This window comes from Herbiconiux sp. (assembly GCF_023264855.1).
Classification (GTDB): domain Bacteria; phylum Actinomycetota; class Actinomycetes; order Actinomycetales; family Microbacteriaceae; genus Herbiconiux.
On the sequence record NZ_JAHFUW010000056.1, the window covers coordinates 15,079 to 31,605 of the forward strand.

Annotated in this window: 13 protein-coding genes; 6 read left to right on the forward strand and 7 right to left on the reverse strand. The window is 69.2% G+C overall.

The annotated features are described in order from the left end of the window. Positions 1 to 21: 21 nt before the first annotated feature. The 3 genes from Q0D75_RS17935 to Q0D75_RS17945 are packed head-to-tail and all read right to left on the reverse strand — an operon-like array spanning position 22 to position 3,687. Positions 22 to 1,113, reverse strand: a complete 1,092-nt coding sequence (locus tag Q0D75_RS17935; protein WP_291056692.1) for an ABC transporter permease — start codon at positions 1,111 to 1,113, stop codon at positions 22 to 24. Next, positions 1,106 to 2,149 carry an ABC transporter permease gene (locus Q0D75_RS17940; protein ID WP_291056695.1) on the reverse strand — a complete coding sequence of 348 codons (1,044 nt, stop codon included), beginning with the start codon at positions 2,147 to 2,149 and terminating at the stop codon, positions 1,106 to 1,108. The genes Q0D75_RS17935 and Q0D75_RS17940 overlap by 8 nt, the downstream gene beginning before the upstream one ends. After that, entirely contained in the window at positions 2,146 to 3,687 is a 1,542-nt protein-coding gene (locus Q0D75_RS17945) for a sugar ABC transporter ATP-binding protein (protein WP_291056698.1), read from the reverse strand. Before Q0D75_RS17945 ends, Q0D75_RS17940 begins: the two co-directional genes overlap by 4 nt. A gap of 276 nt (positions 3,688 to 3,963) precedes the next feature. Between Q0D75_RS17945 and Q0D75_RS17950 the strand changes: the two genes are divergently transcribed. From Q0D75_RS17950 to Q0D75_RS17965, 4 genes are all read left to right on the forward strand, one after another. Further along, positions 3,964 to 4,986 carry a LacI family DNA-binding transcriptional regulator gene (locus Q0D75_RS17950; protein WP_291056700.1) on the forward strand — a complete coding sequence of 341 codons (1,023 nt, stop codon included), beginning with the start codon at positions 3,964 to 3,966 and terminating at the stop codon, positions 4,984 to 4,986. Positions 4,987 to 5,159: 173 nt separating this feature from the next. Beyond that, complete coding sequence (locus Q0D75_RS17955; RefSeq protein ID WP_291056702.1) at positions 5,160 to 6,821, forward strand: circularly permuted type 2 ATP-grasp protein; 1,662 nt, start codon at positions 5,160 to 5,162, stop codon at positions 6,819 to 6,821. A 5-nt stretch (positions 6,822 to 6,826) separates the two neighbouring features. Further along, the gene (locus Q0D75_RS17960) at positions 6,827 to 7,759 is read left to right on the forward strand and encodes an alpha-E domain-containing protein (protein WP_291056725.1); all 933 of its coding nucleotides are present in this window, start codon (positions 6,827 to 6,829) and stop codon (positions 7,757 to 7,759) included. Then, positions 7,756 to 8,601 (forward strand): transglutaminase family protein, encoded by an 846-nt coding sequence (locus tag Q0D75_RS17965; RefSeq protein WP_291056705.1) that lies wholly within the window; start codon positions 7,756 to 7,758, stop codon positions 8,599 to 8,601. Before Q0D75_RS17960 ends, Q0D75_RS17965 begins: the two co-directional genes overlap by 4 nt. A 24-nt stretch (positions 8,602 to 8,625) precedes the next feature. On the opposite strand, the gene Q0D75_RS17970 is transcribed toward Q0D75_RS17965, so the two are convergent. Further along, complete coding sequence (locus Q0D75_RS17970) at positions 8,626 to 9,684, reverse strand: cell wall-binding repeat-containing protein (RefSeq protein ID WP_291056707.1); 1,059 nt, start codon at positions 9,682 to 9,684, stop codon at positions 8,626 to 8,628. A 153-nt stretch (positions 9,685 to 9,837) separates the two neighbouring features. Here Q0D75_RS17970 and Q0D75_RS17975 point away from each other — a divergent pair, with 153 nt between their 5' ends. Both Q0D75_RS17975 and Q0D75_RS17980 read left to right on the forward strand, forming a co-directional pair. Then, complete coding sequence (locus Q0D75_RS17975) at positions 9,838 to 10,752, forward strand: alpha/beta fold hydrolase (protein WP_291056710.1); 915 nt, start codon at positions 9,838 to 9,840, stop codon at positions 10,750 to 10,752. Positions 10,753 to 10,936: 184 nt separating this feature from the next. Beyond that, positions 10,937 to 12,259, forward strand: a complete 1,323-nt coding sequence (locus Q0D75_RS17980; RefSeq protein ID WP_291056713.1) for an alpha/beta hydrolase-fold protein — start codon at positions 10,937 to 10,939, stop codon at positions 12,257 to 12,259. A gap of 105 nt (positions 12,260 to 12,364) precedes the next feature. On the opposite strand, the gene Q0D75_RS17985 is transcribed toward Q0D75_RS17980, so the two are convergent. From Q0D75_RS17985 to Q0D75_RS17995, 3 genes are all read right to left on the reverse strand, one after another. Beyond that, the gene (locus tag Q0D75_RS17985) at positions 12,365 to 14,887 is read right to left on the reverse strand and encodes a glycosyl hydrolase family 65 protein (RefSeq protein ID WP_291056716.1); all 2,523 of its coding nucleotides are present in this window, start codon (positions 14,885 to 14,887) and stop codon (positions 12,365 to 12,367) included. 173 nt (positions 14,888 to 15,060) lie between these two features. Then, positions 15,061 to 15,807, reverse strand: coding sequence for an HAD-IA family hydrolase (locus Q0D75_RS17990; protein ID WP_291056719.1), 747 nt, complete (start codon positions 15,805 to 15,807; stop codon positions 15,061 to 15,063). An 81-nt stretch (positions 15,808 to 15,888) separates the two neighbouring features. Beyond that, a partial coding sequence (locus tag Q0D75_RS17995; RefSeq protein ID WP_291056722.1) for an SLC13 family permease occupies positions 15,889 to 16,527 on the reverse strand: 639 nt, incomplete at its 5' end.

The window sequence follows — 16,527 nt, forward strand, 5'->3', positions numbered from 1 at the left end:
TCTTAGGGCACGCCTGGTGCGTTAGGCGCTGGTTTGACCGGAGGTGGACAACCTCTGGACTTCTCGGCGCACCCGGGTCAGCCGGATGCGTTCGCGGATCCAGCCGGTGAGGCTGGGGGCGACGACGGAGATCACGAGCAGGGCGCCCGTGACGATGACGAGGGTGGTCTCGGGCACCTTCGCCAGGCGAAGGGCGTAGGTGAGCGTGCCGATCAGCAGCACGCCTGCCACGACGCCGGGGATGGATCCCTTGCCGCCGAAGATCGAGACGCCGCCGAGCAGCACGGCCGCGATCACGCTGAGCTCGATCCCGGTGGCGTTGTCGGGGCCGGCGCTCGCGAACCGCAGCGTCCAGAACACGCCCACCAGGCTCGAGACGACCCCGGTGGCCACGAACAGCCAGAACTTGGCGTGCCCCACACGGATGCCCACGAAGGTCGCGGCCTCCTTGCTGAAGCCGAGGGCGTAGAGGCCGCGGCCGAACGGGGTGAAGTGCAGCAGCACCGCGAAGAACGCGATCACCACGAGCACCAGGATCATCACCACGGGGATACCGGTCGTGCCGATCTTGGCGGTCGACAGCGCGGTCAGCTCGGCGGGGAAGTTCGACACCTTGCCGTCGCCGATCACCACCAGGGCGAGGCCCCGGTACAGCGCGAGCGTGCCGATCGTCACAGCCAGCGACGGCAGTCCGAGCGTGGTGATCAAGAAACCGTTGAAGGCGCCGGCCGCCACACCCACCAGGAGGCACAGGGCCATCACGACCCAGATGTCCATCCCGCTGTCTCGCCACAGCACACCCATCACGGCGCTGGTGAGGCCGGCGGTGCTCGCCACCGAGAGGTCGATCTCGCCCGAGATGATCACGAGCGCCATCGGCATCGCGATCAGGATGATCGGCACGATCTGGATGAGCAGGAAGCCCACGGTCAGCGTGCTGGCGAAGTTCTTCACCGAGATGCTCGCCACCAGGATGACGACGATCAGCACGGCGAAGATGATCGCGTCGTTGCCGCGCAGCCAGCGGGGCAGCCCGCGCTTGGGCGCGGCGGAGGTGTCGATGAGGGTCTGCGTTGCCGAAAGGGGCTGACCAGTCTTCACGGGCTCAGACATCGCGGGCCTCACTCACTCGCAGCTTGCGGGTATTTCGGATGCTCACCACGCGGTCGATCACGATGGCGGCCAGGATGAGCACGCCCACGATGGCCTGCTGCCAGAACTTGTCGACGCGGGTCGCGGTGAGCGAGGAGGTGATGGTGGAGAGCAGCACCGCGCCGATCGCGGCGCCGACCACGGTGCCCGATCCGCCGAAGATGGCCACGCCACCCACCACGACCGCAGCCACCACGTCGAGCTCGAGGCCCGATCCGGTCAGCGCGCCGACCGAGTTGTAGCGCGAGGCGTACAGGATGCCGGCGAGGCCCGTGAGCGCACCGCAGGCGATGAACGCGGCCATCACCCGGCGGCCGGTCGGGATGCCGAACAGCTTGGCGGCATCCGGATCGGAGCCGATCGCGTAGAGGTCGCGGCCGCCGCGGCGAAGGCCCAGCACGATGGCGACGATCACGACGACGACCACGGCCATGATCGTGATGATCGGGAAGCCGAAGAAGGTGTCGACCGAGAGGTTGCCGAACTCCTTGGGGTTGTCGCCCGAGAAGTACTGCTTGCTGCCGGCCCAGGTGCTGAGGATGCCGCGGTAGATGTACATCGTGCCGAGCGTGATCACCAGCGCGGGAACCTTGGCCAGCGTGACCAGGAGGCCGTTGACCGCGCCGAGCAGGCCGCCGAACACGATGCCGATCAGGAAGACGAGCGGGATGGGCATCCCGGGCGCGATGTTGAACAGCGAGCCGGTGCCGAACGCGACCAGGCCCACGATGGAGCCGATCGACAGGTCGACGTTGCGGGTGATGATCACGAGGGCCTGACCGACGGCCAGGATGATCATGATCGTGGCGTTCAGCAGCAGGTCTTTGACGCTCTGCGGCGAGAGGAACAGCGGGTTGATCGCGAAGGTGATCAGCACGAGCGCCACGAGGGCGGCGGCCACGGGGATCTCGCGCTGGCGGAAGAATGCGGCCACGGGGTTGCGCTTGTCGTGCGCCGCGGGCCCGGGCTTCTCCGACTGGACGGTTGTGGTGGTCATGCGGCGGACCCTTCGGTCGTGAGGTTCACCGAGGCGGTCGCCGCGTGCATCACGCGTTCGGCGGTCGCCCTCTCGCGGGGGATCTCGGCGGTGATGCGGCCCTCGTGCATGACGAGCACGCGGTCGGCCATGCCGAGCACCTCGGGCAGTTCGGACGAGATCATCAGGATGGCGATGCCGCGGCCGGCCAGATCGGAGATCAGCCGGTGCACCTCGGACTTGGTGCCCACGTCGATGCCGCGGGTGGGCTCGTCGACGATCAGCAGCTTCGGCTCGGTGGCGAGCCACTTGGCGATGACGACCTTCTGCTGGTTGCCGCCGGAGAGGGTGGAGACCGCGTAGTCCTGCGATCCGGTCTTCACCTGGAGGCGCTTGGACCAGTCCTCGGCCACCCGGCGCTCGGTGCGGCCGTTGATCAGGCCGAATCTCGCGAGCTGCTTGCGCAGGGTGAGGGTGGCGTTCTTGGCCACCGAGAGGTCCATCACGAGGCCCTGCTTGCGGCGGTCTTCGGGAACGAATCCGATGCCGGCGTCGATCGCGGCCTGAGGGCTGTGCGGCTTGAGTGCCTTGCCGCCGAGGGTGACGGCGCCTTCGTCGTACTTGTCGATGCCGAACACGGCGCGGGCGACCTCGGTGCGGCCGGCGCCGACGAGGCCGGAGAGGGCCACGATCTCGCCCGCCTTCACCTCGAAGTCGATGCCGCGGAAGACACCCGCGCGGCCGAGACCCTCGACCCTCAGCACGGTGTCGCCGATCGGCGCCTCCGACTTGGGGAAGAGGGCGTCGATGCTGCGGCCGACCATCTCGCGCACGATCGCATCCACGGTCACCTCGGCGGTGACGTGCGTGGAGATGTAGCGGCCGTCGCGCATCACGGTGATGCGGTCGCAGAGCGCGAACACCTCTTCGAAGCGGTGCGAGATGAACAGGATGCCGGCGCCGCGTTCGCGGAGCGAGCGGGCCACGCCGAACAGGCGGTCGACCTCGACGCCGGAGAGGGCGGCGGTCGGCTCGTCCATCACGAGCACCTTGGCGTCGAGCGAGATGGCCTTGGCGATCTCGATGATCTGCTGATCGGCGATCGAGAGGCCCTCGGCCACGCGGTCGGGATCGATCGGAACGCCCAGCCGTTCGAACAGGGCGCGGGCCTGGCGGCGCATCTCGGCGCGGTTGATCAGGCCGGCGCGGTTGCGGGGCTGCCGGCCGATGAAGATGTTCTCCGCGACGGTCAGGTCGGGGAAGAGGGTGGGCTCCTGGTAGATCACCGAGATGCCGGCGGCCTTGCTGTCGGCCGGGGTGCGGAAGCTCACCGGCTCGCCTGCGACGAGGAACTCGCCTCCGTCGGGCTGGTGCACACCGGCCAGGATCTTCACCAGCGTCGACTTGCCGGCGCCGTTCTCGCCCACGAGCGCGTGGATCTCGCCGGGCCGGATGTCGATCGTGCCGTCGGCCAGAGCGATCACGGGGCCGAACGTCTTGCTCGCGCCGGTGAGCGAAAGAGCAGACGGTTCGGCGATTCCATTGGGGTCAGTCGCCATCGGCTACCCACCACCTCCACATCGAGGGAAAAGAATGAATCGTTTTACTGAAGAACAGGCATGACTCTATGACGCACCTTCCTCCGGCGTCAAGCCGCGTAATGAATCGTTAGTATTTCGAGTCCGGATCGGGTTTTCGGCCAATGCGCGGTATTCTCGTGAAACGTTCTACCCGCAGGTTGCGCCCCCGTGCTCTCGCGTCTTCGATCCGTCGAACACCCGATCACCGGTTCGCTTCCGCCTCCGCCGGTGGAGTCCGATCACGGTGAGGTGAGAATGGCTGCAGCCAATGTCCGCGACGTCGCGGCGCTCGCCGGTGTCTCGGTGGGCACCGTCTCCAACGTCTTGAACGCATCCAAGCCGGTGGCGCCCGAGACGGCCAAGCGGGTGCTCGACGCCATCGAGAAGCTCGGCTTCATCCGTAACGACGCCGCCCGGCAGCTGCGGGTGGGCCAGAGTCGCACGGTCGGCATCATGGTGCTGGATGTCAGCAACCCCTTCTTCACCGACATCGCCCGCGGGGCCGAGGATGCGCTGGCCCTCACGGGCCGCTCGCTCATCCTGGGCAACAGCGGCGAGGAGGCGCACCGCGAGCTCGGCTACCTCGACCTGTTCGAAGAGCAGCGTGTCGCCGGCCTCCTGATCACGCCCGTCGGCGACGTGCTCTCGCGGCTCGAGCGCCTGCGCTCCCGCGGTTCACCCGTCGTGCTGGTCGACCGGCACGAGAACGCGCGTTCATTCAGCTCGGTGTCGGTCGACGACCTGCAGGGGGGCGCCCTCGCCGCCGGGCACCTGCTCGACGTCGGGCGCACCCGCCTCGCCTTCGTGGGCGGGCCGCAGCAGGTGCTGCAGGTGGCGGAGCGCTTGCGCGGCGCCCGCGACACGGTGCTCGCACGCGGCGCCCGCCCGCTCCGCGTGCTGGAGTTCGAGACGATGCGCGCGGATGTGGGGCGGGTCGGGGCGGAGCAGCTGCTCGCCCTCGCGCCCTCCGAGCGACCGGATGCCGTGTTCGCGGCGAACGACCTGATCGCGCTCGGCGTGCTGCAGGCGCTCACCAGCGCGGGGGTGCGGGTGCCCGACGACATCGCGATCATCGGCTATGACGACATCTATTTCGCGGCCAACGCCGCCATCCCGATCTCCTCGATCCGCCAGCCGGCCGCCGAGATGGGCCGCACCGCCGCCGAGCTCCTGCTCGAGGAGATCGAGCATCCGGGCCTCAAGGACTACCGGCACGTGTTCTTCCCGCCGGAGCTGATCGTGCGCGCCTCGACGGCGGGCGCGGACGCCCCGCACTGAAGCTGCCCGCCCCGCCCGCGCCCCGGCACCCCGCCCGCCCCGTCGGTGCCCGCGCCACGCATCGGGGTCGCGCGATCACGTGCAAAGGCGCATGTTTGCACGCGATCCTGCGACCCAGGTGCCTCCGGAATTCGGAAACACCGCCGCAACACCCGCGCAGTAGGCTCGCGACCATGGTTGACCTGTTCGACGGCTACGGCGCCACGCTCCTGCCGAAGTCCCGACGGGGGAGTGCTTCCCCGTGGGACGAGATGTTCCCCGAGCCGAAGTCTCAGGATCCGGTGGAGGCGCGCGCCGCCTACAAAGACATCTACAACGCTCTCGCGAAGATGACGCAGGAGGAGCTGCGGGGCCGCACCGACGCCCTCGCCAGCTCGTATCTCGCGCAAGGCGTGACCTTCGACTTCGCCGGCGAGGAGCGCCCGTTCCCGCTGGACGCCGTGCCGCGCGTGATCGAGCAGAGCGAATGGGTCGATGTCGAATCGGGCATCAAGCAGCGGGTGCGCGCGCTGGAGGCCTTCCTCGCCGACATCTACGGATCGCAGGCGGCCGTGCGCGACGGGGTCATCCCGGCCGGCCTGATCAGCTCGTCCAACCACTTCCACCGCGAAGCGGCAGGGATCGTCTCGCCGAACAACGTGCGCATCCAGGTCTCGGGAATCGACCTCATCCGCGACGAGAACGGTGCCTGGCGCGTTCTCGAAGACAACGTGCGGGTTCCCTCGGGGGTCTCCTACGTCATCTCGAACCGGCGTGTGATGGCGCAGACACTGCCCGAGCTGTTCGTCTCGATGCGGGTGCGACCGGTTGGCGACTACCCGAACAAGCTCCTGCAGGCCCTTCGTGCCTCCGCTCCGAACGGCGTCGACGACCCGACCGTCGTGGTGCTCACACCCGGCGTCTACAACTCGGCGTACTTCGAGCACACCCTGCTGGCGCGCCTGATGGGCGTGGAGCTCGTCGAGGGGCGCGACCTGTTCTGCTCGGGCGGCCGGGTGTGGATGCGCACCACCGCCGGGCCCACCCGGGTCGACGTGATCTACCGACGGGTCGACGACGAGTTCATCGACCCGCTCCAGTTCCGCGCCGACTCGATGCTCGGCTCGCCCGGCCTTCTGCTCGCCGCGCGCCTCGGCAACGTCACGATCGCGAACGCGGTCGGCAACGGGGTCGCCGACGACAAGCTCGTCTACACCTACATGCCCGACCTCATCCAGTACTACCTGGGCGAGAAGGCGATCATCCCGAACGTCGACACCTGGCGGCTCGAAGACCCGGGAGCGCTCGAGGAGGTGCTCGACCGCCTCGACGAACTCGTGGTGAAGCCGGTCGACGGCTCCGGCGGCAAGGGCCTCGTGGTGGGGCCGGATGCCTCGCCGAAAGAGCTCGAGACCCTGCGCAGTCGCTTGATCGCCGATCCCCGCGGCTGGATCGCCCAGCCCGTGGTGCAGCTCTCGACCATCCCGACCCTGGTGGAGGAGGGGATGCGCCCCCGTCACGCCGACCTCCGCCCCTTCGCCGTCAACGACGGCAGCGACGTCTGGGTGCTGCCCGGCGGGCTCACCCGCGTCGCGCTGCCCGAGGGGCAGCTGGTCGTGAACAGCTCGCAGGGCGGTGGATCGAAGGACACCTGGGTGGTGGGGCAGGAATCGCAGGGCTTCTTCAGCGACAGCCACAACATCCAGGGGCTCGTGGCCGAGCAGGCCGCGAACACGCAGGCCATCACGATCATCCAGGGACATCAGCCCGACCATTCGCCGGAAGACCGCCCGCGCAACCAGGATCAGGCCCAGCAACAGCAGCAGCAGTCCAGCATCGAAGGGGAGGGCGCCTGATGGCCATGCTCTCGCGCATCGCGGAATCCCTGTTCTGGATCGGCCGGTACATCGAGCGCAGCGACGGAACCGCCCGCATCCTGGACGTGCACCTGCAGCTGCTTCTCGAAGACCCGTGGATCGAGGAGAACCTCGCCTGCCGCTCCCTGCTCTCGGTCATGGGATCGGACGTGCCCGACGACGAGCGCTCGCTCACCCGCGCCGACGTGCTGGCGACCCTGGCGGTGGACCGCACGCATCCGGCCTCCATCGCGTACTCGCTCGGCGCGGCTCGCGAGAACGCCCGCCGGGCGCGGGAGATCGTGTCGACCGAGCTCTGGGAGTGCCTCAACACCACCCGGGCACGGATGCCGCGCAAGATCTCGGGCGAGAAGACGCACGAGTTCTTCGGCTGGGTGCGCGACCGCGCCGCGCTCGCCGTGGGCATCATGGAGTCGTCGGCCTCGCGAGACGAGGCCTGGCACTTCTTCACCCTCGGCCGCTCGCTCGAGCGGGCCGACATGACGGCCCGCCTGCTGGCGACCCGTTCGCTGACCGAGGCCAGCGGACCGTCGTGGACCACGATTCTCCGTTCCTGCGGCGCCTACGAGGCGTATCTCCGCACCTATCGAGGGGTTCCCTCGGCGCGCAACGCGGCCGAGTTCCTGCTGCTGGACCGCCTGTTCCCGCGCTCGATCCTGTACTCCGTGAGCCGCGCCGAACAGTGCCTTCGCGATCTCGGGCCCCGGAACGAGCGGATCGGCGTCACCGACAACGCCCAGCGCCTGCTCGGCCAGATCCGTTCGCAGCTGGAGTACCGCCCGATCACCGACATCCTGCACGACCTTCCGCGCTACATGGACGGGGTGCAGGAGGCCACCAGCGAGGCCTCCGAGGCCATCCGGCAGCGCTACTTCCCCACGAACACCGCACCCAGCTGGATCGGAGAGAGCGTATGAACCGGTTGCGCATCCGGCATGTCACCGGCTACCGCTACGAGGGCGAGGTGCAGGCCTCGTACAACGAGGCGCGGATGCTGCCCGTCAGTTCGGAGGGTCAGTTCGTCTTGCACTCCTCTCTGGAGATCGCCCCCGTGTCGTCGAGCCACAACTACGTCGACTACTGGGGCACCCGGGTGTCGTCGTTCGAGGTGCTGACCCCGCACAAGGAGCTCTCTCTCACGGCCACCAGCCTGGTGGAGGTGCGCAATCGCGCCCACGCCCCGCACCCGGTGGACTGGGAGCTGCTCGCGAACGCCTCGGCCAACTCCACCACGTACGTGGAACAGGCCAAGCAGACGAAGCTCACCGCGCCGGCGCCCGACCTCGTGGAGCTGGCCGAAGAGATCGCCGCCCGCCACACGAGCCCGTGCGATGCGGCTCTGGAGATCTGCACGGAGATCGGCCGTCAGGTCGAGTACGTGCAGGGTGTGACCGGCGTGCAGTCGACCTCGAAGGAGGCCTGGCTCGACAAGCGCGGTGTCTGCCAGGACATCACGCACATCGCAATCGGTGCCCTGCGCTCCGTCGGCATCCCGGCCCGGTACGTGTCGGGCTACCTGCACCCCAAGCCCGACGCGGCGATCGGCGAGACCATCGCCGGAGAATCCCACGCCTGGGTGGAGTGGTTCTGCGGCGACTGGCGGGGTTTCGACCCCACCAACCTGATCGACATCGGCGAACGTCACGTCATCGTCGGCCGTGGCCGCGATTACAACGACGTCGCCCCCCTCCGGGGTGTCTACGCGGGCCCCTTCGGCTCGTCCCTGTTCGTCAAGGTGGAGATCACCCGGGAGTCCTGACCCCGCCCGGGTGATCTCCCGCCCTCAGAGCCGTCCGAGGGCGGCGGCCACTCCGGCCGACACCGAATTCGTGCCGCCGAGCACGATGATCCGGCTCGGATCCAGCCGTTGGATCTCGGTGGCGACCGACGGCGGCAGCACGTCCTTCTCCACCAGCAGCACGGGACTCCCGCTGGCGATCGCCGCGGCTCCTCCGGAGAGGGCGTCAGCGAACACGGTGCCGGATGCCACGTAGACCGGCGCGCCCGTTCTGGCCGTGAAGGACTTCAGCGACGTCGTCGCGGACACCTCGAAACGGTCGGCGCCCTTGATGCGCGTGGTCGGGGCGATGGTGCCGAGCCGCGTGACCACGGCATCCGAGACCGTCGTCGCCCCGCCGAGCACCACGATCCGCGCCGGGTTCAGCCGATTGAGCTCACTGAGGATCGACGGCGGAACCACGCTCTTGTCGGTCAGCAGCACCGGACCGCCGAGGTGCCCGGCCGCAGCCGAGGCCGACAGGGCGTCGGAGAAGACCGCACCGGAGGCGATGAACGCCACCGGCCGTGCCGTGCCGAAAGTACGCCCGGACACGGCCGCCGACACCTCGTACCGGTCGGCCCCGCCGACCCGCGTGACCGTGCTGGAATAGGCGCGGAGGGCGACCTCGACCGAGCGGCTGACTGTGGTCTCTCCGCCCATCACGACGATCTGCTGCGGACGCAGCCGCGTGAGCTCATCGGTGATGACGGGCGGGATGGCATCCTGTTCGACGAGCAGCACCCCACCCCCGAACGCCCCAGCGGCGGCCGACGCCGACAGGGCGTCGCTGTACACGGCGCCCGAGGCGATGTACATCACGGGCACGTCGGGGTCGAAGGTGCGGGCGGAGATGGCCGCGGACACCTCGTAGCGATCGGCGCCGCCGATGCGCTCGACGGTGGCGGTCGCGGCGGTCTCGGTGGCGGGCCCGTCGGCTGCACCTCCGGGTGAGGCCTCGTCGGCGAACGCGGCGCCTCCCCCTGCGAGGGCGGAGGCGAGGACGATGCCGGCCATCGACGATGCGACGATCCGGCGAATATGAGGTGATGTCATGTTCTTCATGCCCAGAACGCTAGACGACCGACGACTCGCTTCATCAGTTATCCACAGGCCCGGAATCGTGCCACCGAGAATGCCCCACCTGTGGAGGAGTGGACGACCGCCGAGACCGTTCGGGGGGAATCGTGCGTGGCAGACCGCATGCAACAATGGCGTATGTCGACGCATGAGTCCGCCCCGAGCGCCCACTTCAGCGCGCAGTTCCGCGACGAGCAGGGCGTCGAGATCACCTACTACGGGTGGACGGTGCCGCATCCGCGGGGCGTCGTGCAGATCGCGCACGGGCTCGGCGAGCACGCGCGGCGGTACGCCACGCTCGCCGGCGAGCTGAACGCCGCGGGGTACAGCGTGTACGCGGCCGATCAGCGCGGGCACGGGGCGACGGGACTGATCCAGCACGGCGGCGACCGAACGAAGATGGGGCGACTCGGGCCGGGCGGTCTTGCAGCCACGGTCGACGACATCCGGCAGCTGGGCGTGCGGATCGCGCGCGAGCATCCGGACGTTCCGCTCGTGCTGCTCGGGCACAGCTGGGGGTCGTTGATGGCGCAGATCCTCGTGAACTCTCCCGCGCTCGTGCACTACGCCGGCGTGGTGCTCTCGGGCACCGCGTACCGGATGCCCGGCTCGATGGACGGCGGCGACCTCACGCGGCGGCACCGGCCGGCCGGCAAGGACTCCGGGAACGGGTTCGAGTGGCTCAGCCGCGACCCGGAGGCTCAGCAGCGTGCCGCCGACGACGAGCTGATGTTCCCCGCCGAGGTGCTCAAGCTGTTCGGGGTGGCCGACGGGCTGCGGTTGTTCGGGCGGCCGGCCAAACGGCTCAGCGCCGTCGTGCCGATCCTCATCCTGGTCGGCGACGACGACATCCTGGGCGGACGGCGCAGCGCCGAGAAGCTGCGCGACGCCTATCGCATGCGGTCCGGCCTGCCCGATGTCGAGCTGCACGTGTTCCCCGAGGCCCGCCACGAGGTGTTCAACGAGAGCAACCGCGACGAGGTCGTCGCGCAACTGGTCGACTGGCTCGACCGGCACCTGCCGGCCGCCGCTGCCGACGACGCGGCCTCGTGATCACCCCCTCCGGCGTGCGGCCCGCGCACCACCCGCGCTCTACACCAAACCACGCACGAATCGCGCCGCACCACACGCCATCCGCGCCGCACCACATGCGAACCGCACCGCCTCACCCGCGCTCCGCGCCGACCTCAGCCCCCGGCCACCGCCCGCCCTCCCCACCAGAAGCCGAGTAGAGCCCATGGCCGACTCCCTGCTCGAACTGCGGATCGTCGACGGCCCCGTGCCGTGGACCGTCTGGCTGCTCGCCGCCGCCGCGTTCGTCTACCTTCTCGTCCGCCCGCCGCGCATCCGCTGGGTGCTCACCGCGCTGATCGGCCTGCTGGCCGGGGCGCTCGCTGCCTTCGCCACCATCGCGATCGTCGAAACGCTCAACGTGTTCGGTGTGCCCCTCACCGTGCAGACGGATGCCTGGGTCGTCGCCACCTTCGCCGCCATCGGGCTGGCCGTGGTGAACCTCTGGCGCTCACGGTGGTGGCGCAAGCTCGTGGCGATCATCGGGATCGTGCTGTTCGCGGCATCCGGAACCCTCGGCATCAACGCGTATTTCGGGCTGAACCCCACGCTGGCGAGCCTGCTCGGGGTGACGGTCGAGCATCCGATCGACTTCAACAAGCCGACCGGATCGCCGAACCCCAGCCCCGACCCGGACGGCGAGGCGGCCAAGCCGCTCTACGAGACCTGGACGCCGCCCGCCGACATGCCCACGACCGGCAAGCAGGGCACCCAGGTCATCCCGGCCACGGTCTCCGGCTTCTCGTCGCGGCCCGCCGGCATCTACCTGCCGCCCGCCGCTCAGGTGCCGAACGCACCTGAGCTGCCGCTGCTCGTGCTGATGATGGGGCAGCCGGGCAACCCCGACACGCAGTACATCGCGACCGTGCTGGACGAGTACGCCGCCAAGAACAAGGGGCTCGCACCGATCGTGATCGTGGCCGACCAGCTCGGTGACCCGAGCCTGGACCCGGTCTGCGCCGACACCGCCAAGCTCGGCAACGCGGAGTCGTTCATCATGCAAGACGTGCTGGGCTGGGCCAAGGCCAACCTGCGCATCCTTCAGGACCCGGCGCACTGGACGATCGCGGGCTACTCCAACGGCGGCGGATGCGCGTTCAAGTACGGCGCGAAGTACCCGGAGGTGTGGGGCAACGTCCTCGACATCTCGGGCGAGGAGTACCCCGGCTCGGAGGAGCCCGACCAGGTCGTGGCGAACCTCTTCGGCGGCGACCAGGCCGCCTTCGAGGCCGAGAAGCCCGAGTCGATCCTCAAATCGGGCACCCACGCGTACCCCGACACCGTCGCGATCTTCACCGTCGGCGGCAACGACCCCGGTTTCATCCCCGAGGCCAAAGGCGCTTCGGATGCCGCCACCGCGGCCGGCTGGAAGACCACGTACTACGTGATCCCCGGTGCCGGCCACGTGGTGGACGCGCTGGAGGGCGGCTTCGAGAAGGGCTTCGAGGTGCTCTACCCCCGGCTCGGGCTGTCGGCGCCGGCCGGGTGACGTTCAGAAATGCAGAAATAACGAGGACCGAGGCCATATACGGCCCCGGTCCTCGTTTTTTCTGCATATTCGAACCGAATCGGATGGCGGCAGTGTGGTGTCGCCTCAGTCCATGCCGACGAGGGCGTCGGGCTCGTCGTAGTCGGAGACGATCGTGGGCATCGAGGCCGTGATGACGGAGCCGTCGGCACGCACCGTGCCCTCGATGTCGGAGGTGGTGGGGGCGCCCTCGATGGTGGGGCGGTCATCCGCCAGGGCGACCGTGACCGGAGCGCCCGGGCCCACCTCGATGCGCTCGCCGCGCACGTACAGCACCACCGATGAGCCCTCTTCGACGCAGAAGGTCATGCGGTCTTGCCGCAGGTCGACCTCGATCAGCGAGCCGCGGATGGTGACGTGGAAGACGAGCGACTCCCACTCCTCGGGCAGGCGTGGGTCGAAGGTGAACTTGCCGAGGTAGTCGCGCATGCCGCCGAAGCCGAAGGCGAGGGCGCTCCACACGCCGCCGGTGGAGGCCACGTGGATGCCGTCGGCGGTGTTGTTGTGCAGGTCGCCGAGGTCGACGAACAGCGCCGCCCGGAAGTAGCCGAGCGCGAGCTCGCGGTAGCCCACCTCGGCCGCGATGATCGACTGCGTCGACGCCGACAACGTGGAGTCGCCCGTGGTGAGCGCGTCGTAGTACTCGAAGTTGGCGCGCTTCTGCGCCGTGGTGAACTCGTCGCCCTGCAGCAGCAGAGCCAGCACGACGTCGGCCTGCTTGATCACCTGGAAGCGGTAGATCACCAGCGGGTGGAAGTGCAGCAGCAGCGGCCGCTTCGACGCGGGCGTGTTCTCGAGGTCCCACAGCTCCTTCTCGAGGAACTGGGCGTCTTGCGGGTGGATGCCGAGATCCGCGTCGAAGAGCACGTGCATCGCCTCGGCGGCCGCGGCCCACTCCTCGATCTCGTCTTCGCCGAGCTCGAGCCGCTGCACCATCCGCGCGTACGCCTCGGGCTCCTCGGCCCGTAGCTTGCGGGTCTGCCGCACGGCGGCGCGCAGGTTCGCCCGCGCCATCACGTTGGTGAAGAGGTTGTCGTTGACCACCGTGGTGTACTCATCGGGCCCGGTGACGCCGTGGATGTGGAACGACTCCGCGCCCACACCGCGCCCGCGCCAGAAGCCGAGATCGGCCCACATCCGCGCCGTCTCCACCAGGATGTCGATGGCTCCGCGGTTGAGGAAGTCTTGGTCGCCCGTGGCCGAGACGTACTGCGAGAGCGCATGCGAGATGTCGGCGTCGATGTGGTACTGCGCCGTGCCGGCCGCATAGTAGGCCGACGACTCGAGGCCGTTGATGGTGCGCCACGGGAACAGCGCGCCGCGCTGGTTCAGCTCGATGGCGCGGTCGCGGGCGGCCGGCAGCATCCGCTCACGGAAGCGCAGAGCGTTGCGCGCCACCTGCGGCGCCGTGTAGGTGAGGTAGGGGAGCACGTAGATCTCGGTGTCCCAGAAGTAGTGGCCGCCGTAGCCCGAGCCCGAGACGCCCTTCGCGGCGATGCCGCCGCCATCCGTGCGGGCGGTCGACTGCGCCAGCTGGAACAGGTTCCAGCGCACGGCCTGCTGCACGTCGGGCTGGCCCGCCACCACGATGTCGGAGCGGCGCCAGAAGTCGGCCAGCCACTCGGCCTGGCGCTCGAACACGCGCTCGATCGGCTCCTCGCGGATGCGGTCGAGCGTGCGGTTCGTGCGGTCGGCCAGCTCGGTGGCCGGCACGCTGGTGGAGGTGTGGTACGCGATGGTCTTGACCAGGCGGATGCGCTGGCCGGCCTTCGCCCGCACGTGGTACACCTGCTTGGCGATGTCGTCGTCGATCTGCGCCGACTCGTCGTACACGTTCTCGGTCTCCAGGCGGTGCTCGGCCCCGACCGCGATCGTCATGCCCGAGTTTGCGGCGCGATAGCCGAGAACGTACCGGCCCTCGTGGATCCATTTGTGACGGGGCAGCAGCACGCGGTCGCTGAACCCGGAGGCCTTGCGCGGGTCGGCGATCGCGCCCCCGCCGTTCGAGCCGCTCGCCGCCGAATACTCGTCCACCCGGTCTTGCCGGTTGAGGATCTGGCTGGAGAGCAGAACGGATGCGTCGGAGTCGAGCATCGTCACTTCGTAGTCGATCACGGCCAGGTGCCGGTCGGTGAACGAGACGAGCCGGCGCGAGCGCACCAGCACCCGCTTGCCCGAGGGCGTGCGCCACTCCACCACGCGCTCCAGCACGCCGGTGCGGAAGTCGAGCGTGCGCGAGTACTCGATGGTGTCGGCCTCGTCGATGGCGAAGGGCTCGTCGTCGACGTAGAGGCGGATGACCCGGGCATCCGGGACATTGACGATCGTCTGCCCGACGCGCGCGAAGCCGTAGGCTTCCTCGGCGTGCCGGATCTGCCAGGTGTCGTGGAAACCGTTGATGAACGAGCCCTCGGCGTAGGCGTTGTGCCCCTCCTCGAAGTTGCCGCGGAGGCCCAGGTAGCCGTTGCCGACCGCGAACAGTGTCTCGGTGCGGCCCCGGGTGGCCTTGTCGAACACGGCCTCGGTGAGCGCCCACTCGTTCAGCGGGAACTGCGAGCGGTCGAGCGGGTCGGAGGAGATGGGGTTCATCGGGCGCTTTCTCGGAGCAGGCGTGTCGGTCGGGTCGGGTCGGGTGGGGCGGGCGGTGCTGGCGTGGCGGGCGGTGCGTTCGGTCGATGCTAGCGAACAGCGGATGCGGATGGCGGCGGCCGGCGCACCTGGGGATGGATCGGGCGACGGAGGGCGCCTGTGGAGAAGTCGCTTCAGCGCAGGGCGGCGATGAGCTCGTCGAGATCCTCGACCACGATGTCGGCGCCGGAATCCAGCAGCTCCTGCGCGCCGACTCCGCGGTCGACGCCCACGACGAGGCCGAAATCGCCGTCGCGGCCGGCCTGCACACCGGAGTGCGCATCCTCCACCACGACGCACTCGGCCGGGGTGAGCCCGAGCAGTGCGGCACCGCGCAGATACGTGTCGGGCGCGGGCTTGCCCGGCAGGCCCTCGGCGGCAGCGCGCATCCCGTCGACGATCACCACGAAGCGGTCCCGGATGCCGGCGGCCTCCAGCACCCCCTCGGCGTTGCGCGAGCTGGAGACGACCGCGACCTCGTAGCCGGCGTCGATCGCGGCGGTGAGAAACGCGAGCGATCCGGGGTACGGTGCGACGCCGTTCTCCTCGAGCTCGGCCGCGAACTCGCCGTTCTTGAGGTTCCCGAGGCCCCATACCGTGGGTGCTCCCGGCTCGTCGTCGGGGGTGCCGTCGGGCAGGGAGAGCCCGCGCGACTCCAGCAGCGAGCGCACGCCGTCGACCCGCGGCTTGCCGTCGATCCAGAGGTAGTAGTCGTCGTCGGTGTACGGATCCGCGCCCTCGGCCTCGAGGTAGGGCGCGAACAGCCGGGCCCAGGCCCGCATGTGCACGTCGACCGTGGGGGTGAGCACGCCGTCGAGGTCGAACAGCAGCGCGCGGGCGGCGGTGAGGCGGCTCGCGTCGCGGGTGACGGTGGAAGTCATACGCCAACGCTACTTGCTGCGCATGAACGCCGTGTTATCGCCGTATTTCGGTTCTCGCTGAATGCGGGCACGGATACCCGCTCAGCCGATGGCGATCGCACCGAGCAGCACGCCCACCACGAGCATCGCGAGGGCCACCACCACCGCACGCCAGAGCACCCGCTTGTGGTGGTCGCCGAGGTTCACCCCGGCGAGCGAGACCAGCAGCAGGATGGCGGGCACCAGCGGGCTCTGCATGTGCACGACCTGCCCGGTGATCGAGGCCCGGGCCATGTCGACGGGGTCGATGCCGAAGGCCGCCGCACTCTCGGAGAGCACGGGGAGGATGCCGAAGTAGAACGCGTCGTTGGAGAGGAAGAAGGTCATCGGGATGCTCAGCAGCCCCGTGATGACGGCCGAGAACGCCCCGAGCTCGGCCGGGATCGACCCGGCCACCCAGGCGGCCATCGCATCCACCATGCCGGTTCCTTCGAGCACGCCGATCAGCACGCCGGCGGCCAGCACCATCGAGACCACGCCGACGATCGACGGGGCGTGCGCCACGATCCGTGCGGCCTGGTCGGAGACGCGGGGGAAGTTCACGATGATCGCGATGGCGCTTCCGGCCATGAACACGTAGGCCAGCGGCAGCACGTCGGCCACCAGCAGCACCATCACGGCGACGGTCAGCACGAGGTTGAACCAGAACAGCTTCGGGCGGAGCGTGGGGCGCTGCGGGTC